The 23,092-nt window shown below is 62.8% G+C and carries 10 protein-coding genes; 4 read left to right on the top strand and 6 right to left on the bottom strand.

What is annotated here, in order from left to right:
* Positions 1-5: 5 nt before the first annotated feature.
* The 5 genes from M5B98_RS20480 to M5B98_RS20460 are packed head-to-tail and all read right to left on the bottom strand — an operon-like array spanning position 6 to position 6,279.
* Complete coding sequence (locus M5B98_RS20480) at positions 6-803, bottom strand: enoyl-CoA hydratase/isomerase family protein (protein WP_248743794.1); 798 nt, start codon at positions 801-803, stop codon at positions 6-8.
* A complete protein-coding gene (gene atuD / locus M5B98_RS20475; RefSeq protein ID WP_085710720.1) occupies positions 800-1,957 on the bottom strand; it encodes a citronellyl-CoA dehydrogenase in 1,158 nt (385 codons plus the stop codon). Before atuD ends, M5B98_RS20480 begins: the two co-directional genes overlap by 4 nt.
* A gap of 29 nt (positions 1,958-1,986) precedes the next feature.
* A complete protein-coding gene (gene atuC, locus M5B98_RS20470) occupies positions 1,987-3,603 on the bottom strand; it encodes a geranyl-CoA carboxylase subunit beta (RefSeq protein WP_248743793.1) in 1,617 nt (538 codons plus the stop codon).
* Positions 3,604-3,606: 3 nt separating this feature from the next.
* Positions 3,607-4,476: an SDR family oxidoreductase gene (locus M5B98_RS20465; RefSeq protein WP_248743792.1), complete on the bottom strand. Its 870-nt coding sequence runs from the start codon at positions 4,474-4,476 to the stop codon at positions 3,607-3,609.
* Between the two features lie 12 nt (positions 4,477-4,488).
* Positions 4,489-6,279 carry an acyclic terpene utilization AtuA family protein gene (locus M5B98_RS20460; RefSeq protein WP_248743791.1) on the bottom strand — a complete coding sequence of 597 codons (1,791 nt, stop codon included), beginning with the start codon at positions 6,277-6,279 and terminating at the stop codon, positions 4,489-4,491.
* A gap of 187 nt (positions 6,280-6,466) precedes the next feature.
* Between M5B98_RS20460 and M5B98_RS20455 the strand changes: the two genes are divergently transcribed.
* From M5B98_RS20455 to M5B98_RS20445, 3 genes are all read left to right on the top strand, one after another.
* The gene (locus M5B98_RS20455) at positions 6,467-7,090 is read left to right on the top strand and encodes a TetR/AcrR family transcriptional regulator (RefSeq protein WP_248743790.1); all 624 of its coding nucleotides are present in this window, start codon (positions 6,467-6,469) and stop codon (positions 7,088-7,090) included.
* A gap of 91 nt (positions 7,091-7,181) precedes the next feature.
* Positions 7,182-7,979: a substrate-binding periplasmic protein gene (locus M5B98_RS20450; RefSeq protein WP_248743789.1), complete on the top strand. Its 798-nt coding sequence runs from the start codon at positions 7,182-7,184 to the stop codon at positions 7,977-7,979.
* Positions 7,980-8,067: 88 nt separating this feature from the next.
* Positions 8,068-9,081, top strand: a complete 1,014-nt coding sequence (locus M5B98_RS20445; protein ID WP_248743788.1) for a GNAT family N-acetyltransferase — start codon at positions 8,068-8,070, stop codon at positions 9,079-9,081.
* A gap of 73 nt (positions 9,082-9,154) precedes the next feature.
* Here the strand turns inward: M5B98_RS20445 and M5B98_RS20440 are convergent, their stop codons facing one another.
* The gene (locus tag M5B98_RS20440) at positions 9,155-9,709 is read right to left on the bottom strand and encodes an RNA polymerase factor sigma-70 (RefSeq protein WP_007955779.1); all 555 of its coding nucleotides are present in this window, start codon (positions 9,707-9,709) and stop codon (positions 9,155-9,157) included.
* Positions 9,710-10,089: 380 nt separating this feature from the next.
* Between M5B98_RS20440 and M5B98_RS20435 the strand changes: the two genes are divergently transcribed.
* Complete coding sequence (locus M5B98_RS20435; RefSeq protein WP_248743787.1) at positions 10,090-23,091, top strand: non-ribosomal peptide synthetase; 13,002 nt, start codon at positions 10,090-10,092, stop codon at positions 23,089-23,091.
* The last annotated feature ends 1 nt before the right edge of the window (position 23,092 follow it).

Genomic DNA, 23,092 nt, shown 5'->3' with positions numbered 1-23,092 from the left:
CAGGGTCAGGTGCTCCATCCGGGTTTGCGCTTTTGCACGAACGCCATGGTGCCCTCAATCCCTTCGGCACCGGTCACCGCTTCGCTGAACCACTGCGCCGCTTCATCCAGCAGTTCGCTCGATGGCTGGCCGGCACTGGCCAGCAGCAGCTTTTTCGTCACGGCATTCGCTTCGGGGGCGCAACACAAGACGTGATCGAGCACTTCATCCAGACGCTCGGCGAGTGCCTGCGGATCCTGTTCGACAAAGTGCACCAGCCCCAGCCGTCGAGCCTGATGGCCATCGAAGCGGGCGGCGGTCAGCGCCAGGCGGCGGGCCTCGGTGAGACCAATGCGCTGCACCACAAACGGCGCGATCTGCGCCGGCAACAGGCCAAGACTGGTTTCCGGCAGACCGAATTGCGCCTGATGATCGGCCATCGCGATATCGCTCACGCACGCCAGCCCGAATCCGCCACCGAGCACCGCGCCCTGCAGCACGGTGATCAACACTTGCGGTGTGTGCTGTGCTTCTTCCAGCAGCGCCCCGAAAGCCCGATTCAACTCACGATAGGCATCGCTGCCCTGGGTGCGGGCGTTGGTCATGTCCTTGATGTCGCCGCCGGCACAGAAATGCCCGCCGGCGCCGCTGAGCACCAGGGCGCGCACGCCGCGGTCATCGCGCACAGCGGCAAGCACTGCGCGCAGTTCGGCGACCATTTGCAGGCTCATGGCGTTGCGGCTTTCCGGGCGATTGAGGGTGATGTGCAGCACGCCGTTATGCGGCTCCAGCAACAACGTCTGGCAAGCGGGCAAGGTGCTCATTTCTTTTTCCCCGGCAGGATGCCCATCAGTTTGCAGATGATCCCCAGCATGATTTCGTCGGCGCCTCCGCCAATCGATACCAGCCGCACGTCGCGGTAGGCGCGGGCCACCGGGTTGTCCCACATGAAGCCCATGCCGCCCCAATATTGCAGGCAACTGTCGCTGACTTCGCGACCGAGGCGCCCGGCCTTGAGCTTGGCCATCGAGGCCAGCCGGGTGACGTCCTGGCCTTTCACATACTGCTCGGTGGCCTGATAGACCAGCGCCCGCAGGCATTCGATTTCGGTCTGCAATTCGGCGAGGCGGAAATGGATCACTTGATTGTCGATCAGCGCATTGCCGAAGGTTTTGCGTTCCTTGCAGTACTCGATGGTGCTGTCGACGCAGTATTCCAGGCCCTTGATCATGTTGGCCGCGCCGAACAGGCGTTCCTCCTGGAACTGCAGCATCTGCATCATGAACCCGGCGCCTTCATGGCCGATGCGATTGCGTTGGGGCACACGCACATTGTCGAAAAACACCTGGGCGGTTTCCGAGCTGCGCATGCCGAGCTTGTCCAGGTGCGAACTGAGGCTGATGCCCGGCGTGTTCATCGGCACCATGATCAGCGATTTGTTGACGTGCGGTTTGTCGTCCGAGGTGTTGGCCAGCAGGCAGATGAAGTCGGCGCTCGGCGAGTTGGTGATCCACATCTTGCTGCCGTTGATCACATAGTCGTCGCCGTCCTTGCGCGCAGTGGTCTTGAGCCCGGCGACGTCGGAGCCGGCGCCGACTTCCGACACGCCGATGCAACCGACCTGTTCGCCGGTGATCGCCGGGCGCAGGAATTCGTCGCGCAATTCATCGGAGCCGAAGCGGGCGAGGGCCGGTGTACACATGTCGGTCTGCACGCCGATCGACATCGGAATGCCGCCGCAGTGGATGGTGCCGAACTCTTCGGCGGCGACGATCGAATAGCTGTAATCCAGGCCCATGCCGCCGAATTTTTCCGGTTTGGAAATCCCCAGCAAACCGAGGTCGCCGGCCTTGCGGAAAATTTCGTGGATCGGAAAGCGCCCGGCCTTTTCCCATTCATCGACGTGGGGGTTGATCTCGTGCTCGACGAACTGGCGGACGGTGCGACGCAGGGCTTCGTGTTCCGGGGTGAAGATCATTTTTATTGTTCTCCTTGAGTCCGTGGCAATCAGAACCGGCTGACGCCGAAGCTGTTGGGGGCCAGTGTGCGGATGCCCGCTTCGTGGCAGATGTCCAGCAGATAGCCGAGCAGGGTGCGGGTGTCGCGCGGATCGATCAGCCCGTCGTCCCACAGGTTGGCGCTGCCGTAGAGGGCGGTGGACTGGCTGTCGAGTTTCTGCGCGGTGACCTGTTCCAGCATGTCGAGCATTTTCGGGTCGGGAACCAGACCGTCTTTCAACTGCTTGGCTTCGGTGACGATGCGCAGCACCTTGCCGGCCTGGGCGCCGCCCATCACCGCCGTGCGGCTGTTGGGCCAGGCGAAGATGAAGCGCGGATCGAGCCCGCGTCCGCACATCGCGTAGTTGCCCGCGCCATAGGAGCCGCCGACTACGATCGTCAGTTTCGGCACCCGCGCATTGGCCACGGCCTGGATCAGTTTCGAGCCGTGCTTGATCACGCCGTGCTGTTCCGATTCGGTGCCAACCATGAACCCGGTGGTGTTGTGGAAAAACAACAGCGGCGTCTGGCTCTGGTCGCATAGCTGAATGAACTGCGCGGCCTTGCTCGCGCCGTTGGGCGTGATCGGGCCGTTGTTGCCGATGAAGCCACAGGCGCGGCCCTGAATCTTCAAGTGGCCGCAAACGGTCTGCTGATCGAACTCACCCTTGAACTCCAGGAAGCGTGATTCGTCGGTGATCCGAGCAATGATTTCGCGTACGTCGTAAGGCTTTTTCGGGTCGTCCGGGATCAGGCCGAGCAGTTCGTCGATGGGGTACAACGGCTCTTTGAATTGTGGTTCGGGCAGCCACGGCAGTTGCTCGTTCCAGTTCAACAGGCTGACGATTTCCCGCACCTGACGCACGCCGTCAGCATCGTTTTCTGCCAGGTACTCGGCGGTGCCGGCGACTTGCGCGTGCATCTCTGCGCCGCCCAGTTCTTCGTCGGTGGCGACTTCACCAGTCGCTGCCTTGAGCAAGGGTGGGCCTGCGAGAAACAGCTTGGCCTTGCCGCGCACCACCACCACGTAATCCGACAGCCCCGGCTGATAGGCGCCGCCAGCGGTGGCCGAGCCGTGCACCACAGTAATCTGCGGCAGCCCCATGGCAGACATCCGCGCCTGATTGGCAAAGCTGCGTGCGCCTTCGACGAAAATCTCCGCCGCATAATTGAGGTTGGCACCGCCGCTTTCGGCGAGGGTTATCACCGGCAGTTTGTTTTCCTGGGCGATCTGTTGAAGGCGCAGGGATTTTTTCAGGCCCGACGGGGAAATCGTCCCGCCCTTGATTGCGCTGTTGTTCGCCACGATCAAGGCGCGCACACCGGACACGTAACCGATGCCGGCGATCAGGCCGCCACCGGCCGAGCTGCCGTCCTTGTCATCGTGGAGTTTGTAGCCGGCCAGGCTCGCCAGTTCGAGGAACGGCGCGCCGGGGTCGAGCAGCAGGTTCAGGCGTTCACGGGGCAGCAATTGTCCGCGTTTGTCGAATTTCGGTTTGGCTTCGGCAGCCTTGTTCAGCAGGTTCTGTTCGAGCTGCTGGACTTGCTCGATGGCGGCGAGCATGGCTGCGCGGTTGCGGATAAAGGCTTCGCTGTGCGGGTCGAGCTGTGACTGAATGACCGGCATGGCTTACTCCTTGTCCTTCAAGACGTCTGGCATATAGGCCCGGTGAAATCCGTTGAAGGATTCGCTGTGGGTCGCCTTGTGCAACGGCCATGCGCGACTGCCCAGGCTGGCCGCGCCATCGATGCGCAACGTACTGCCGCTGATGAACGCAGCCGCGGGGCTTAGCAGAAACACGATCGCGGCGCTGACCTCGGATTCGGTGCCGATGCGCTTGAGTGGCACGTGTTCGCGCAGGGTCGGGATCACGGCTTTGAACGCGCCTTCATAGGTGTCCATGCCGCTGGAGGCGATCCATCCCGGCGCCACGGCATTCACCCGGACGCCGGCGTAACCCCATTCGAAGGCGGCAGTCTTGGTGAAGTTGTCCATGCCCGAACGCGCAGCGCCCGAGTGGCCCATTCCCGGCATGCCGCCCCACATGTCGGCGAGCATGTTGACGATGCTGCCGCCGTGTTTGCTCATCGACTGGTTGAACACTTCCCGGGCCATCAAAAAACCGCCGACCAGATTGGTGCGCAGCACGGTTTCGAAGCCTTTCTGATTGATCGAGGCCAATGGCGACGGGTACTGGCCTCCGGCATTATTGACCAGTCCGTGGATTGGGCCGTGTTCGCGGATCAGCTCGCTGACCAGCGCTTTCACCGCTTCTTCGTCGCGAATATCGCAAGCCTTCCAGTACGCTCGGCCACCGTCCTCGGCAATTTCGGCGGCAACGGTTTGCAGCTTTTCCGGCTTGCGTCCGACCAGCACCACGGTGGCCCCGAGCGCCGCCAGTTCATGGGCGGTGCAACGCCCGATGCCGCTGCCGCCACCGGTGACGATCACGGTCTGGCCGCTGAACAGATCGGCCCTGAAAATCGATTCATACGCCATGGTGCCAATCCTCTAGTCGAACTGTTCGGCGATGCTCTGCGGCACCGGGATCTGGATTTCCAGCAATTGCTGGGCGAAGGCTTTGCCCTGCGGGTCGATGCGCAGGCTCGCCACGCCACCGCCACCGAGGGCGTTTTCCAGCAGGAAATTCAGGCTGTGAGTACCCGGCAGATACCAGCGTTCGACCCGGCCGTGAATCGGGTCGAGGACATGACTCATCCAGTCGACCACCACCGCCGGTGTCAGCGCTTCGGCGATCCACGGCAGGTATTCCGGGCGACGCGGCATGACACCGATGTTGCTGTGATTGCCCTTGTCGCCGGAGCGCGCCACGGCCAGTTTCACCAATGGCACGCTCGCGTCGGCGCGCCCATGGGGTTTGGGCGTTTCGTGGGGCAGGGGCAGATCCTGACTGTCGAGTGTGGCGGAGGCGGGCAGGGCGAACGGATGACGCTCGCCGGCCATGTCGATCTGCAAGCTGCAGGCGCTTTTGTCGATCAGGAACGAGAACAGCCGGATCAGTGGATACACCGTCGGCCGTCCGCCGACGATGCCGGTCAGGCCCGGCGCCATGCCGGTGGCGGCCTGGGCGATTTCCCGGGAGAACAGGACCAGGGCCTGTTTGTTCGGGTGGCGCACGGCAAGTTTGATCACCACTTCGCGGCTGTCCCGGCGCTGGCCGTGGGGGCCGTAGGTGGCTTCGCTGCCGAGCAGTTCGATATGGGTTTCGGTGTAAGGCCCGAGACCTTTCTGGTCGAGCATTTCCGAGGTCTTGTCGATGATCGCCTGACTGACGCGCCGGGCTTTTTCCACCGCATCGATACCGGCGATCAGGCAACTGGCGGTGCAGCGGAAACCGTCCGGGTATGTCGCGCTGACCTTGTATTTGCCGCTGGGCGGCAGGCCTTTGGCGCCGTGGACCCGGACTGTATTTTTGCCTTGCTGCTGAAGTTTGACCTGACTGAAATCGCAGACCACATCGGGCAATAGATAGGCCTGCGGATCGCCGATTTCGTAGAGCATCTGTTCGCCGACGGTCAGCGGCGTCACCAGTCCACCTGAGCCTTCGGGTTTGCTGACGATGAACTGGCCGTCGGCGCTGACCTCGACGATCGGAAAGCCGATGTGTTCGTAATCCGGCACGTCGCGCCAATCGGTGAAATTGCCGCCGGTGCACTGCGCGCCGCATTCGATGATGTGCCCGGCCAATGCGGCCTGGGCGAGTTTGTCGTAGTCGTGCCACGACCAGCCGAATTCATGCACCAGCGCGGCGCTGACCACCGCGCTGTCGACCACCCGGCCGGTGATGACGATGTCGGCGCCCAGGCGCAGGGCTTCGACGATGCCCGGCGCGCCGAGGTAGGCGTTGGTCGACACGCACATCGGCGGCAGCGGGGCGCCGCTGAACATTTCCGTGATGCCTTGGGTGGCGAGCTGTTTGAATTGCGGTTGCAGGTCATCGCCCGACAGCACGGCGATTTTCAGCGCCACGCCGGCCTTGTCGCAGGCCGCTTGCAGCGCGGCGGCGCAGGCCTTTGGATTGACCCCGCCGGCATTGCTGATGACGCGAGTCCTCTGTTCCGCCAGTTGTGGCAGCAATGGCGTGAGGACTTCGATGAAATCGCCGGCAAATCCGGCCTGCGGGTCCTTCATGCGCGCGCCGGCCATGATCGACATGGTGATCTCGGCCAGGTAGTCGAACACCAGATAATCCAGCTGTCCTGCGGCCACGAGCTGCGCGGCGGCGGTCGAGGTGTCTCCCCAGAATGCGCTGGCGCATCCGATGCGAACCGTGGTGGGCATTTTCATCTCCGACTCAGCAACCTGTGACAGAAGTGCATCGAGGCTACCAAGCAAGCGCTTGGTTTGTAAACAGGCGAAGTTATCTTCTGCCCAAGCGCTTGCTTGGTCGCGGCCGGCGGCTTAAATTGCCCGCGCAACCCTGCGGTTTCGGGGCCGCAGACGACTGAACGACTGTAGGAGAGAACGGGTGGACGAGCAAAAAGCCCTGAAGGTGATGCGCGAACTGGTCGACGAAGGCCAGTTGACCGACCCGGACAGCGCTCGCGGAAAATTGCTGCAAGTGGCGGCCCACCTGTTTCGCAACAAGGGCTACGAACGCACCACGGTGCGCGACCTGGCCGGCGCCGTGGGCATTCAGTCGGGCAGCATTTTTCATCACTTCAAGAGCAAGGATGAAATCCTGCGTGCCGTGATGGAAGAAACCATCCGCTACAACACCGCGCTGATGCGGGCGGCCCTGGCCGATGCGGCCAATGTGCGCGAGCGGGTATTGGCGCTGATCCGCTGCGAATTGCAGTCGATCATGGGCGGTAGCGGCGAAGCGATGGCGGTACTGGTGTACGAATGGCGCTCGCTGTCCGAAGACGGTCAGACCAGGGTGCTGGCGTTGCGTGATATCTACGAAGATATTTGGCTGCAGGTGTTGGGCGAGGCCAAGGAGGCGGGGTTCATTCGCGGCGATGTGTTCATTACCCGACGTTTTCTCACGGGCGCGCTGTCCTGGACCACCACCTGGTTCCGCGCCGGCGGCAGTCTGAGCCTCGATCAACTGGCCGAAGAAGCGCTGATCCTGGTGCTCGAAGAACGCTGATCACTTTCTATCGGCCCGGGAAACTGGCTAACTGGGCGAAACCGCCTAGCTTGAATGCATGCAACGGTACTTTTTCGGGGAGTGGGGTGTTTTGAAGTCTTCGTCAAATCGGACGGCCGCCGGGCTGATGCTCGCAGCGCTGGCTGCACTATGGGTATTGCCCGCTCAGGCGGTGCAAGTGGTTCGGGTGGGCGCGGCGCATTTTCCGCCTTACACTATTCGCCCGGAAAACGGCGCCGACACCGGTCTGCTGCCGGAACTGGTCGAGGCATTGAACCACTCGCAGAGCGACTATCGTTTCGAGCTTGTCCCCACCTCGATTCCGCGACGGTTCGGCGATTTCAAGGAAGGTCGCACGGACATGGCGATCTTCGAGAACCCGGACTGGGGCTGGAAAGACATTCCCCACACCACGGTCGACATGGGGCTGGAAGACGCAGAGATTTTCGTCGCGCAGAAAGAACCCGGGCGCCAGCAGAATTACTTCGCCGACCTCAAGGGCAAACGGCTGGCACTGTACAGCGGCTATCACTACGAATTCGCCAACTTCAACGCCGACCCCAAGTACCTCGCTGAAACTTACAACGCGACACTGACCTATTCCCACGACAGCAACCTGTTGATGGTGCTGCGCGGTCGGGCGGACATTGCGTTGGTGACTCGCTCGTATCTGTTCGATTACCTGCTGCGCAACGACAAGGTGCGTGACGAGTTGCTGGTGTCCCAGCGCATCGACCAGATCTACCACCATTACGCGATTCTCAGCCCGAAAGCGCCGATCACCGGCGAGGCGTTCGGCAAACTGCTGCAAGGGCTGCGCGACAACGGCCAGATGCTGAAGATCTTCGATCCGTACAAGATTGCCGTGGTGCCGGTGCCTCACCCATGACCTGCGGTTTTCCCCGCACGGCCTAAATTTCCCGCTTCGGCTCACGTTCCCATCGTTGAACTGTCGACGATTATCGTGAGCCCGAACCATGTCCAATCTGAATGACCTGACTGCCCTGGCTTTGCCTTCGGGCAGTCAACTGATAGCCGATGCCACCGAAAGCCGTCTGAGCCTCAGCCTGGACGGGCAGCCGCTGATTCGCCTGCGCCTTGATCGTGAAGGCCAGGGGGCGATCCAGGTCGATGAACGTTATGCACTGCCGCCAGGCCAGGCGCTGTGGGCGGCCTGTTATTGGCTGTTTGCCCGGGATCCGGCACGTCAGCAATTGATCTGGCAACTGGATCAGCAGCCGACCGAAGCCTTGCTCAGCGGTTTGCTGTTGGACACTGAAGTGGCAGGTGAATACCGCTGCGAGCGCACGCTGTTCTGGCAACTGCCGCAGCCTTGGTTGGGTACCTCATTGACCGGCAGCTACCCGCAGCAGATGGTCATCAGCAACGGCAAGCGTCATCCGCTGCGCCCGGTCAAACCGCGCGGTGAGGTCTATCGACGTTTCGATGCGCGTCTTGGTGCGTGGATTTCTCTGCGAACGGTGGAAATCGAGCAGGATCTTGCGCGTTTCAATCGCTGGCAGAACAGTCCGCGAGTCGCCAGTTTCTGGCAGGAGGAGGGCAGCCTCGAACAGCATCGCGAGTACCTGAGCAAGCTCGACGCCGATCCGCATACGCTGACGCTGATCGGGTGTTTCGACGATCAGCCGTTCGCTTACTTCGAAGCCTACTGGGCCAAGGAAGATCGCATCGCGCCGTTCTACGATGCCGATGACTACGATCGTGGCATTCACATGCTGGTCGGTGAGGAAGACCATCGCGGGCCGCACAAAGTGGCGAGCTGGCTGTCAGCACTGGTGCACTATCTGTTTCTGGATGATCCGCGCACTCAGCGCGTGGTTGCCGAACCGCGTGCCGACAACGCGAAGATGATCGGCCACATGCACAACCAGTGTTTCCACTGCGAAAAGGAATTCGACTTCCCGCACAAGCGCGCGGCGCTGATGATCCTGGGGCGCGAGCGGTTCTTCGACCGGTGCACGCTGGTGTGACATTTCTCTGAAAACAAAAAAGATCGCAGCCCTTCGACGAAGGCTGCGATCTTTTTTTGGGCTCTGCTTTAGGTCAGCGACGGTTTGCCGACACTGCATCAGCGCGGCTGCCCGACACCTTGCGGCAGTGCACCAGCGCATCACGAATCATGAAGTTGACCAGGGTCGGCGAAACGCCGAGCTCCTTGGCGATGTCCTTCTGCGGCACACCGTGCAGACGGTACATCTCGAACGCATAGCGGGTGCGGACCGGCAGCTCGGTCAGCGCGTCGGCGATGTGTTCCAGGGTCGAGAAGTTGATGTGTGAGGTTTCCGGCGAGGCACCTTGAATGACCACGTTCAACCCTTCCTCTTCGGGGCCGGCGTACTTCTGCTCCAGCGCCTGTTTGCGGTAGTGATCGATGGCCAGATTGCGCACGATCTGGAACAGATAACTCAGCTGGGCCTTGATCGACGACGTGATCGGCGGCGCCGATTGCAGTCGGAAGAATGCATCCTGCACCACATCTTCGGCGCGTGAACGGCAGCCGGTAATGCGGGCTGCAATCTTGACCAGAATCAGTCGATTGTCGACGAATGCCTGAAGTAGCGGTGAATCGCACCTGCTTGTGGATACTTGTTCCGTCATGGAAATCACCTTGCTGCCAATAGGTTAGTGGGACGCCTGGGGGACGGGGCCGTCCTACACATCGAGCGACAAATTATGTTGAATGATAATGATTGTCAATTGAGAAAGAGAACTAATGATCCATAACGGTGCGATCTGAGAACTGCGACACGCCGCCGCACTCGTCCATGCGCCCAGCCCCATTGGCGATCCAGCCTGCCGACTAATTATTTCAAGACGTCATCCGTTCTCATTGGTGAATGGATCCGGGTACGCAGCCCAGAACCTACCGCATTCCAATGCCTTGCACGGTCGGCGAAGACCGTGTCCCGCATGCCTCTCATGGGCGTGCCGCAGCCAACCCGATTCCACCAGCAAGCCGAATTCAGGCAGGAAACCTCATGACCGACGCGTTCGAACTCCCCAGCACCCTGGTCCAAGCCCTCCAGCACCGCGCGGCCCTGACGCCGGATCGGCTGGCCTTGCGCTTTCTCGCCGAAACCGAGGAGCAGGCTGTGGTGCTCAGTTATCGCGAACTCGATCAGCGCGCCCGCACCATCGCTGCTGCGTTGCAGGCCGAGGCTGGATTCGGTGAGCGCGCGGTATTGCTGTTCCCGAGTGGCCCGGATTACGTCGCGGCGTTCTTCGGTTGCCTGTACGCGGGCGTGATTGCGGTGCCGGCCTATCCGCCGGAATCGGCCAAACGTCACCATCAGGAGCGCCTGCTGTCGATCATTGCCGACGCCGAACCGCGCCTGTTGCTGACCAGCGCCGATCTACGTGACGCCTTACAGCAAATCGAAGGCGCACCGCCGCTGTTGTGCGTCGACACCCTCGACAATGCGCTGGCCGAGCGCTGGGTCGAACCGACCTTGCCGCAAGACCACATCGCTTTCCTGCAATACACCTCCGGTTCGACGGCGCTGCCCAAAGGCGTGCAGGTCAGCCACGGCAACCTGGTGGCCAACGAACTGTTGATCCGCCACGGCTTCGGTATCGACGTGAACCCGGACGACGTGATCGTCAGCTGGCTGCCGCTGTACCACGACATGGGTCTGATCGGCGGTCTGCTGCAACCGATCTTCAGCGGCGTGCCGTGCATCCTGATGTCGCCGGCATACTTCCTCGGCCGGCCATTGCGCTGGCTCGAAGCGATCAGCCAATACGGCGGCACCATCAGCGGCGGGCCGGATTTTGCCTATCGACTGTGCAGCGAGCGGGTCAGTGAATCGGCGCTGGAACGTCTCGACCTGAGCCGCTGGCGCGTGGCCTATTCCGGCTCCGAGCCTATCCGTCTCGACACCCTCGAACGCTTCGCCGAAAAATTCACCCCGTGCGGTTTCAGCGAAAGCAGTTTCATGGCGTCCTACGGTCTGGCGGAAGCGACCCTGTTCGTCGCCGGCACACCGCGCGGCACCGGCATTCCGGCGCTACGTGTGGATGATCTGGCCCTGGCCCAGAACCGTGCCGAAGCGGGCGAGGGCAGCCCGATCATGAGCTGCGGCATCAGCCAGCCCGATCATGCGGTACTGATCGTCGAGCCGGGCAGCCTCGAAGAACTGGCCGACAACGCCGTCGGCGAAGTCTGGGCAACAGGTCCGAGCATCGCCCACGGCTACTGGCGCAATCCCGAGGCGACTGCCAAGACTTTCGTCCAGCACGCTGGCCAGACCTGGCTGCGCACCGGTGACTTGGGCTTCATCCGCGACGGCGAACTGTTCATCACCGGTCGCCTGAAAGACATGCTGATCGTGCGCGGTCACAACCTCTATCCGCAGGACATCGAGAAAACAGTCGAGAACGAAGTGGAGGTGGTGCGCAAGGGGCGCGTTGCTGCATTCGCGGTCAATCAGAACGGCGAAGAAGGCATCGGCATCGCGGCGGAAATAAGCCGCAGCGTGCAGAAGATTCTGCCGCCCGAAGCGCTGATCAAAGCCATCCGTCAGGCTGTGGCCGAGGCCTATCAGGAAGCGCCGAGCGTGGTGGTGCTGCTCAATCCGGGCGCGTTGCCGAAAACTTCCAGCGGCAAGTTGCAACGTTCGGCCTGCCGCAATCGCCTGGCCGACGGCAGTCTCGACAGCTACGCGGTGTTCCCGATGACCACGGTTGAAACCGCTCAGGATTCGACCGCGTCCGCCTCTGAACTGGAAGCGCTGATCGGCAAGATCTGGGCCGAGCAACTCAACGTCAAACAGGTCAACGCCGACGATCACTTCTTCCTGCTCGGCGGCAACTCGATTGCCGCCGCCCAAGTGATCGCCAAGGTCCGCGAAGAACTGAGCCTCGAGCTGAACCTGCGTCTGCTGTTCGAAGCGCCGACCCTGTCCGCATTCGCCGCCGCCGTGGCACAACAGCAACAGGACGGCGGCAGCGCCCAGGGCGAAATCACCGCGTTGTCGCGCACCGAAGCATTGCCGCAATCCCTGGCACAAAACCGCCTGTGGATCACCTGGCAACTCGACCCGCACAGCAGCGCCTACAACATTCCCGGCGCTTTGCGTCTGCGCGGCGAACTGGACGAAGACGCCCTGCGCACCAGTTTCCAACAACTGATCGAACGCCACGAATCCCTGCGCACGCGCTTCTTCGAACGCGACGGCGTGGCCCTGCAACAGGTCGAAGCGGCGGGTGAATTCAACCTGCAACTGATCGACATCAGCGACCTGCCCGTCGCCGAACGTGAAGCCCGTGCACAACAGATCCGCGAAGACGAAGCCCGCACCCAGTTCGATCTGGAGAAAGGCCCGCTGCTGTGGGTGACGCTGGTTCGCCTCGACGACGAAGATCACCAGTTGCTGGTGACCCTGCACCACATCATCGCCGACGGCTGGTCGCTGAGCGTATTGATCGACGAGTTCTCGCGCCTGTACGCCGCCGCTTCCCAAGGCCAGCGCGCCGAACTCGCGCCACTGCCCACCCAATACGCCGACTACGGAAGCTGGCAGCGCCAGTGGCTGGCGCAAGGAGAGGGCGAGCGGCAACTGGCGTACTGGAAAGCGCAATTGGGTGATGAGCATCCGACGCTGGAGCTGGCGACCGACCATCCGCGCTCGACCAAGCAAAAGCACAGCGCCGCACGTCACAGCGTTCGACTGGGAATCAGCCTCAGCGACGCCATCCGCCAGACCGCTCAAGCCCATCAGTCCACGCCATTCATGCTGCTGCTCTCGGCGTTCCAGAGCCTGTTGCATCGCTACAGCGGCCAGCGTGACATCCGCATCGGCGTGCCCAACGCCAACCGCCCGCGTCTGGAAACCCAGGGTCTGATCGGCTTCTTCATCAACACCCAGGTGCTGCACGCAGACGTCAATTCGCGTCTGCCTTTCACTGAACTGCTGGCGCAAACCCGTCAGGCGGCGCTCGGTGCCCAGGCGAATCAGGATCTGCCGTTCGAACAACTGCTCGAAGCCTTCCCGCAGGCCCGCGAACAAGGTCTGTTCCAGGTCATGTTCAACCACCAGCAACGCGATCTGAGTGCGCTCAAGCGCCTGCCGGGCCTGCTCGCCGAAGAACTGCCGTGGCACAGCCGCGAGGCCAAGTTCGATCTGCAGCTGCACAGCGAAGAAGACCGTAATGGTCGTCTGACGCTGTCCTTCGACTACGCCGATGAGTTGTTCGACGCCGCGACCATCGAGCGTCTGGCCGAGCATTTCAGCAACCTGTTGCGTGCTGTCTGCGAACGTCCGGAACAGGCCATCGGTGACCTGCCACTGCTGACGGCCACCGAACACACTCAGCAAAACGCGTGGAGCATCACCCCGTGCACCCCGGCTCAGCAATGGTTGCCGGAATTGCTGAATGAACAAGCACGACAGACGCCTGATCGCACCGCGCTGGTATGGGACGGCGGCCGTCTCGACTTCGCTGAACTGCACGCCCAGGCCAACCGTCTCGCCCATTACTTGCGCGACAAAGGTGTCGGCCCGGACGTGTGCGTGGCCATCGCCGCCGAGCGTTCACCGCAACTGTTGATCGGCTTGCTGGCGATCATCAAGGCTGGCGGCGCCTACGTGCCGCTGGACCCGGATTACCCGGCCGAGCGTCTGGCCTACATGCTCAGCGACAGCGGTGTCGAACTGCTGCTGACCCAGACCGCATTGCTCGACCGCTTGCCGGCCAGCGAAGGCGTCAGTGTCATTGCCATGGACACCCTGCACCTGGAAAACTGGCCGAGCCAGGCACCGGGCCTGCACCTGCACGGCGACAACCTCGCCTATGTGATTTACACCTCCGGTTCCACCGGCCAGCCGAAAGGCGTGGGCAACACGCACGCGGCGCTGGCCGAGCGCCTGCAATGGATGCAGAACACCTATCGCCTGAACGACACCGACGTGCTGATGCAAAAGGCGCCGATCAGTTTCGACGTGTCGGTGTGGGAATGCTTCTGGCCGCTGATCACCGGCGCGCGCCTGCTGATCGCCGGCCCCGGTGAACACCGCGATCCGCATCGCATCGCGCAGCTTGTTCAAGAATATGGCGTGACCACGCTGCACTTCGTACCGCCGCTGCTTTCGCTGTTCATCGACGAGCCTTTGAGCGCCGAATGCACCAGCCTGCGTCGCGTATTCTCCGGTGGTGAAGCGCTGCCGGCGGAACTGCGCAATCGCGTACTGGCGCAACTGCCGGCGGTGCAACTGCACAACCGTTACGGCCCGACCGAAACCGCGATTAACGTAACCCACTGGCATTGCACCGTGGCCGATGGCGAGCGCTCGCCGATTGGCCGTCCGCTGGGCAACGTGGTCTGCCGCGTGCTCGACAGTGATCTCAATCCAGTGCCGGCCGGTGTGCCGGGTGAGCTGTGCATCAGCGGCATTGGCCTGGCCCGAGGTTATCTCGGCCGCCCGGCGCTGACCGCCGAACGTTTCGTGGTCGATCCGCTGGGCGAGCAGGGTGCGCGTCTGTACCGTACCGGTGACCGCGCGCGCTGGACCAACGACGGTGTGATCGAATACCTCGGCCGTCTCGATCAGCAGGTCAAACTGCGCGGCTTCCGCGTCGAGCCGGAAGAGATCGAAGCGCGTCTGCTGGCCCAGGTTGGTGTGGCCCAGGCCGCCGTGCTGGTGCGTGAAACCGTCGCTGGCCCGCAACTGATCGGCTACTTCACCGCCACCGACACCAAGGAAGATCAGGACGCGCAAACCGCTCGCCTGAAAAACGCACTGGCCACCGAGCTGCCTGAATACATGGTCCCTGCGCAATTGATGCGCCTCGACGCCATGCCCCTGAGTCCGAGCGGCAAACTCGACCGCCGCGCCTTGCCCGAGCCGCAATGGCAGGTGCGCGAACACGTCGAACCGGTCTCCGAGCTGGAACAACAGATCGCCGCGATCTGGCGTGAAGTGCTGGGCCTGAAACAAGTCGGCCTGCGCGACGACTTCTTCGCCCTCGGCGGTCACTCGCTGCTGGCCACCCAAATCATCTCCCGCACCCGTCAGGCCTGCGACGTCGAACTGCCGCTGCGTGCCTTGTTCGAACACAGCGAACTGGGTGATTTCGCCGAGCAAATCCGCCAGATCCAGGCCAGCGGCCGCACCAACAAACAGCCACCGATCGACAAGGTCGACCGCAGCAAACCGGTGCCGCTGTCCTATTCCCAGCAGCGTATGTGGTTCCTCTGGCAGATGGAGCCCGACAGCCCGGCGTACAACGTTGGCGGCATGGCGCGCCTGCGTGGCGTGCTGGATGTCGGGCGTTTCGAGTCGGCGCTGCAAGCGCTGATCCTGCGCCACGAAACCCTGCGCACCACGTTCCCGAGCATCGACGGCGTGGCCCGCCAGCAGGTGCATGCCGAGACCGGCATGCGCATGGACTGGAAGGATTTCTCGAAATTCGCCGCCGACGTGCGCGAGCAGAAAGTCCAGCAACTGGCCGACGACGAAGCGCACCTGCCGTTCGATCTGGAAACCGGCCCGCTGCTGCGCGCCTGCCTGGTCAAGACTGCCGAGCACGAGCATTACTTCGTCCTGACCCTGCACCACATCGTCACCGAAGGCTGGGCGATGGACATCTTCGCCCGGGAACTCAGCGCGCTGTACGAAGCGTTTGTCGATGACCGCGATTCGCCGCTGGAACCGCTGCCGGTGCAGTACCTCGACTACAGCGTGTGGCAGCGCAACTGGCTGGAATCCGGCGAGCGTCAGCGTCAGCTCGACTACTGGACCGCGCAACTGGGGCGCGAACATCCGCTGCTGGAATTGCCGGGCGACCGTCCGCGTCCACCGGTGCAAAGCCACCAGGGCGAACTGTTCCGTTTCGACCTGAGCGACGATCTCGCCGCACGGATCCGGGCGTTCAACGCGCAGAACGGTCTGACCCTGTTCATGACCATGACCGCCGCACTCGCGACCTTGCTTTACCGCTACAGCGGCCAGACCGATCTGCGCATCGGCGCGCCGGTGGCCAACCGGATCCGTCCGGAAAGCGAAGGGCTGATCGGTGCATTCCTTAACACTCAAGTGCTGCGTTGCCAGCTCGACGGCCAGATGTCGGTCCGCGAGTTGTTCGAGCAAGTGCGTCACACCGTGATCGAAGGGCAGTCTCATCAGGACCTGCCGTTCGACCATCTGGTTGAAGCGTTGCAGCCGCCGCGCAGCGCCGCGTACAACCCGCTGTTCCAGGTGATGTGCAACGTGCAGCGCTGGGAATTCCAGCAGAGCCGCATGCTCGCCGGGATGACTGTCGAGTATCTGGCCAATGATGCGCGGGCGACCAAATTCGACCTCAACCTGGAAGTCACCGACCTCGATCATCGCCTCGGTTGCTGCCTGACGTACAGCACCGACCTGTTCGATGAGCCGACGATTGCGCGCATGGCCAGGCACTGGCGCAATCTGCTGGAAGCATTGATCGCCGACCCGCAGCAACGCCTCAGCGAACTGCCGCTGCTCGACGCCCCGGAGCAACAACAATTGCTCGACAGCCTTGGCGTCGAGCCGGGCGAGCGTCGTCTCGACCAGTGCATCCATCACCTGTTCGCCGAACAGGCGCTGGCGCGCAAGGACGCACCGGCCCTGACCTTCGCCGGGCAGACCCTGAGCTACGCCGAACTCGACGCCCGTGCCAATCGTCTGGCCTGGGCGCTGCGCGAGCGCGGTGTCGGTCCGCAAGTGCGGGTCGGCCTGGCGCTGGAGCGTTCGCTGGAAATGGTCGTTGGCCTGCTGGCGATCCTCAAGGCCGGCGGCGCCTATGTGCCGCTGGACCCGGAGTACCCGCTCGACCGCCTGCATTACATGATCGAAGACAGCCGCGTCGGCCTGCTGCTCAGCGACCGCGCGATGTTCAAAGCCCTCGGCGAATTGCCGTCGAACGTAGAGCGCTGGTGCCTGGAAGACGACAGCGCCGCGCTGGCCGATTACCCGGCTACCGAACTTCCTTTCATCAGCCTGCCGCAACATCAGGCGTACCTGATCTACACCTCGGGTTCCACCGGCAAGCCGAAAGGCGTGGTGGTGTCCCACGGTGAAATCGCCATGCACTGCCAGGCGGTGATCGAGCGCTTTGGCATGCGCCCGGACGACTGCGAGCTGCATTTCTATTCAATCAACTTCGACGCCGCCACCGAGCGCCTGTTGGTGCCGCTGCTCAGCGGCGCGCAGGTGGTGCTGCGTGCGCAAGGTCAGTGGGACGCGGAAGAAATCTGCGGCCTGATCCGCGAACATCGGATCAATATTCTCGGTTTCACCCCGAGCTACGGCAGCCAGTTGGCGCAGTTCCTCGCCACGCAAAACGACATCCTGCCAGTGCGCATGATCATCACCGGCGGCGAAGCGCTGACCGGCGAACACCTGCAACGGATTCGCGCAGCGTTCAAGCCGAGCCTGTTCTTCAACGCCTACGGCCCGACCGAAACCGTGGTCATGCCGCTGGCCAGTCTGGCGCCTGAAGTGTTGGAAGAGGGCGCCGGCAGCGTGCCGATCGGCAGCGTGATCGGTGATCGCGTAGCCTACATTCTCGACGCCGACCTGGCGCTGGTGCCGCAAGGCGCGACCGGTGAATTGTTCGTCGGCGGCGCCGGCCTGGCCCAGGGTTATCACGACCGCGCCGGCATCAGCGCCGAGCGTTTTGTCGCTGACCCGTTTGCCGCCGATGGCGGGCGCATGTACCGCACCGGTGACCTGGTGCGCCAGCGCGCCGACGGTCTGGTGGAGTATCTGGGTCGGATTGACCATCAGGTGAAGATCCGTGGTTTCCGTATCGAGCTGGGCGAGATCGAAACCCGCCTGCTCGATCACGACTCGATCCGCGAAGCCGTGGTGCTGGCGCTGGATGCGCCGAACGGCAAGCAACTGGTCGGCTATCTCGTGACCGAGGTCGCTTCGCGAAGCGAAGCCGAGCAGGCTGCACTGCGTGAAGCCCTGAAAGCGCACCTGAAGACGCAACTGCCGGACTACATGGTGCCGACGCATTTGATCCTGCTGGCGAGCATGCCGCTGACCGCCAACGGCAAGCTCGACCGTCGCGCCTTGCCGGCACCGGATCCGGAGCTCAATCGTCAGGATTACGTAGCCCCAAGTAACGAGCTGGAGCAGACCCTGGCGCAGATCTGGTGCGAGGTGCTCAACGTTGAGCAGGTCGGTCTCAACGACAACTTCTTTGAACTGGGCGGCGACTCGATCCTGTCGATTCAAGTGGTCAGCCGGGCACGGCAGCAGGGCATTCATTTCAGCCCTCGTGACCTGTTCCAGCACCAGACCGTGCAGTCCCTGGCCGCTGTTGCCAGTCGCAGTGAAACCGTGACCGCCGAGCAAGGTCTGGTGAATGGCGAATCGCGTCTGACGCCGATCCAGCACTGGTTCTTCGACACCGAGATTCCCGAGCGTCAGCACTGGAACCAGGCATTGCTGCTGGAACCGACTGTTGTGCTTGAACCGCATCGTCTGGAACAGGCGTTGCTGGCCGTGATCGAGCAGCATGACGCCTTGCGCCTGCGCTTCACCGATGCCAACGGCGTATGGCAGGCGACCCATCAACCGGTCACCGATGCTGCCGTGCTGTGGCAGGTTCGCGTGCCGTCGATGGACAAATGCGCGGCTCTGTTCGCCGACGCCCAGCGCAGTCTCGACCTTGCCCAAGGCCCGCTGCTGCGTGCGGTGCTGGTCGATGGGCCGGACGGTCAGCAACGGCTGTTCATCGCGATTCATCACCTGGTGGTCGACGGTGTGTCGTGGCGCGTTCTGCTCGATGATCTGCAAACCGTGTATCGCCAGCTCGACGCCGATCAGTCAGTGAAACTGCCGGCGAAAACCAGCGCCTTCAAGGACTGGGCGGCGCGTTTGCAGGCCTACGCCGGCAGCGAATCCCTGCGTGAAGAACTGAGCTGGTGGCAAGCGCAACTGGCCGGCCCGAACGCCGAGTTGCCGTGCGAACGTCCTGATGGTGGTCGCGAGAATCGTCACGCGCAAACCGTCAGCGTGCGTCTGGACGCAGAAAAAACCAAACAACTGCTGCAACAGGCACCGAGCGCCTATCGCACGCAGGTCAACGACCTGTTGCTGACCGCGCTGGCCCGCGTGCTGTGCCGCTGGAGCGGCCAGCCATCGGCGCTGATTCAACTGGAAGGCCACGGCCGCGAAACCCTGTTCGACGAGATCGACCTGACCCGCACCGTTGGCTGGTTCACCAGCGCCTATCCGCTGCGTCTGACTCCGCACAACATCGAAGAAGCCGCAGGGCAGGGCGCTTCGATCAAGGCGATCAAGGAACAACTGCGTGCCGTTCCGCACAAGGGCCTCGGTTATGGCGTGCTGCGTTATCTGGCCGATGACGCCAGTCGTGCAAGCATTGCGGCATTGCCGAACGCGCCAATCACCTTCAACTACCTCGGCCAGTTCGACCAGAGCTTCGGCAGTGATGCGCTGTTCCGTCCGCTGGATGAGTCGGTCGGCGCGGCCCACGATCCGCACGCACCGTTGCCGAACGAGTTGAGCGTCGACAGTCAGGTGTACGGCGGGGAATTGCTGCTGCGCTGGACCTTCAGCGCCGAACGCTACGATGCGCAGACCATCAACGACTTGGCCGATGCCTATGTCGGCGAGCTGCAGAGCCTGATCGAACATTGCCTGCAAGACGAGGCCGGTGGCCTGACGCCGTCGGACTTCCCGCTGGCGAAACTGACCCAGGCGCAACTCGACGCACTGCCGGTGCCGGCGGCGCACATCGAAGACGTGTACCCGCTGACGCCGATGCAGGAAGGCATGCTGCTGCACACCTTGCTCGAGCCGGGCACCGGTCTGTACTACATGCAGGATCGCTACCGCATCAACAGCGAACTTGACCCCGAGCGTTTTGCCCAGGCGTGGCAAGCGGTGGTCGCCCGTCACGAAGCACTGCGTGCGTCGTTCTGCTGGAACGTCGGCGAAGACATGCTGCAAGTGATCCACACCCCGGGTCGTACACCCATCGAGTATCTGGACTGGAGCGCCATCGCTGACTCCGAGCAGGAGCCGAAACTGCAAGCGCTGCTCAAGGCCGAGCGCGAGGCCGGTTTCGATCTGCTCAATCAGGCACCGTTCCACCTGCGCCTGATCAAGGTCGGCGCGGCGCGTTACTGGTTCATGATGAGCAACCACCACATCCTGATCGATGCCTGGTGTCGTTCGCTGCTGATGAACGATTTCTTCGAGATCTACACCGCCCTTGGCGAAGGTCGCGAAGCGCAATTGGCAGTGCCACCGCGCTACCGCGATTACATCGGCTGGCTGCAACGCCAGAGCCTGGCCGAGGCGCGTCAGTGGTGGCAGCAGAACCTGCAAGGCTTCGAGCGCACCACGCCGATCCCGAGCGACCGGCCGTTCCTGCGTGAACATGCCGGTGAAAGCGGCGGCATGATCGTCGGCGACCGCTACACCCGACTCAATGTCGAGGACGGCGCCCGTCTGCGTGAGCTGGCCCAGGCCCATCAACTGACCATCAACACCTTCGCCCAGGCGGCGTGGGCACTGGTGCTGCGGCGCCTGAGCGGTGATCGCGACGTGCTGTTCGGCGTGACCGTGGCCGGGCGCCCGGTGGAGATGCCGGAGATGCAACGCACCGTCGGCCTGTTCATCAACAGCATCGCGCTGCGGGTGCAGATCCCGGCGGACGATCAGCGCGCCAGTGTGCGTCAGTGGCTGAGCGGTCTGCTCGACAGCAACATGCAGCTGCGCGAGTACGAATACCTGCCGCTGGTGAACATCCAGGAGCAGAGCGAACTGCCGAAAGGCCAGCCGCTGTTCGACAGCCTGTTCGTGTTCGAAAACGCCCCGGTGGAAGTCTCGGTGCTGGACCGTGCACAGAGCCTCAACGCGACCTCGGATTCGGGCCGTACTCACACCAACTTCCCGCTGACTGCTGTTTGCTACCCGGGCGACGACCTCGGTCTGCACCTGTCCTACGACCAGCGTTATTTCGACGAGTCGACCATCGAGCGCATGCTCGGCGAGTTCAAGCGTCTGCTGCTGGCGCTGGTCGACGGTTTCCATGGCGACATGGCCGACCTGCCGCTGCTGGGCCATGAGGAACAGGATTTCCTGCTCCACGGCTGCAACCAGAGTGAGCACGACTATCCGCTGGAACAGAGCTACGTCGAACTGTTTGAAGCGCAGGTCGCGCAACATCCGCAACGCATCGCCGCCAGTTGTCTCGATCAGCAACTGAGCTATGCCGAGCTGAACCAGAACGCCAACCGTCTCGGCCACGCACTGGTCGCGGCCGGTGTGCAGATGGATCAACCGGTAGCGCTGCTGGGCGAGCGCAATCTGGATCTGCTAGGCATGATCATCGGCAGCTTCAAGGCCGGTGCCGGTTACCTGCCGCTGGATCCGGGCCTGCCGAGCCAGCGTCTGCAACGCATCATCGAGCTCAGTCGCACGCCGGTACTGGTGTGCACCGAGGCTTGCCGTGAGCAGGCGAAGACCTTGCTGGATGAGTTCAGCTGCGCCAACCGCCCACGCCTGCTGGTGTGGGAAGAGGTGCAGGCGGGCGCGGTGTCGTCGGCGAATCCGGGCATCTTCAGCGGCCCGGACAACCTGGCCTACGTGATTTACACCTCGGGCTCCACCGGGTTGCCGAAAGGCGTGATGGTCGAACAGCGCGGCATGCTCAACAACCAGCTGAGCAAGGTGCCGTACCTGAACCTGAGTGACGCCGATGTGATCGCCCAGACCGCTTCGCAAAGCTTCGACATTTCGGTCTGGCAGTTCCTCGCTGCGCCGTTGTTCGGTGCGCGGGTGGACATCGTGCCGAACACCATCGCCCACGATCCACAAGGTTTGCTGGTGCATGTGCAACAGCAGGGCATCACCGTGCTGGAAAGCGTACCGTCGCTGATTCAGGGCATGCTCGCTTCGGATCGCCTGAGCCTCGATGGTCTGCGTTGGATGCTGCCGACCGGTGAAGCAATGCCGCCGGAACTGGCGCACCAATGGCTGCTGCGTTATCCGGAGATCGGTCTGGTCAACGCCTATGGCCCGGCGGAGTGTTCGGATGACGTGGCGTTCTTCCGCGTCGATATGGCCTCGACTCGCGGCAGTTATCTGCCGATCGGTACGCCGACCGACAACAACTTGTTGTACCTGCTCGATGGCGCGCTGGATCTGGTGCCGCTGGGTGCGGTGGGCGAGTTGTGCGTGGCGGGCACCGGTGTCGGTCGCGGTTATGTCAGCGATCCGCTGCGCACCGCGCCGGTGTTCGTACCGAACCCGTTCGGCGCGCCGGGCGAGCGTCTGTATCGCACCGGTGACCTGGCGCGCCGCCGCAGTGACGGCGTGCTGGAATACGTCGGCCGGGTCGATCATCAGGTGAAGATTCGCGGTTACCGGATCGAGCTGGGTGAAATCGAAGCGCGTCTGCATGAACAGCCGGAAGTCCGCGATGGCGCGGTGGGTGTGCAGGAAGGCGTGAATGGCAAGCATCTGGTCGGCTACCTTGTGGCCGCCGATACGGCACTGAACCCAAGCGAACGACTGGAACGAATCAAGCAGCGCCTGCGCGCCGAACTGCCGGAATACATGGTGCCGCTGCACTGGTTGTGGCTCGACCGGTTGCCGCTCAACGCCAACGGCAAACTCGACCGCAAGGCCCTGCCGGCGCTGGAGATCGGCCAGTTGCAGAGCCAGGATTACCTGGCGCCGCGCAGCGAACTCGAGCAGACCCTGGCCGATATCTGGGCCGAGGTGTTGAAGGTCGAGAAGGTCGGGGTACGCGACAACTTCTTCGAACTCGGCGGCCATTCGCTGCTCGCCACGCAGATCGCCTCGCGGGTGCAGAAAGCCCTGCAACGGGATGTGCCGCTACGGGCCATGTTCGAGTGCAGCACGGTGGAGGAACTGGCCGAATACATCGAAGGGCTGGCCGCCAGTGACATTACCGAGGAGAAGGTGGATCGGTTGAATGATCTGATGGCGGAGCTGGAGGGTTTGTAGT

Origin of the sequence: Pseudomonas sp. MWU12-3088 (genome assembly GCF_023242405.1) — a bacterium.
GTDB classification, from domain to species: Bacteria; Pseudomonadota; Gammaproteobacteria; order Pseudomonadales; family Pseudomonadaceae; genus Aquipseudomonas; species Aquipseudomonas kribbensis.
This window is presented reverse-complemented; position numbering and strand designations above follow the sequence as displayed.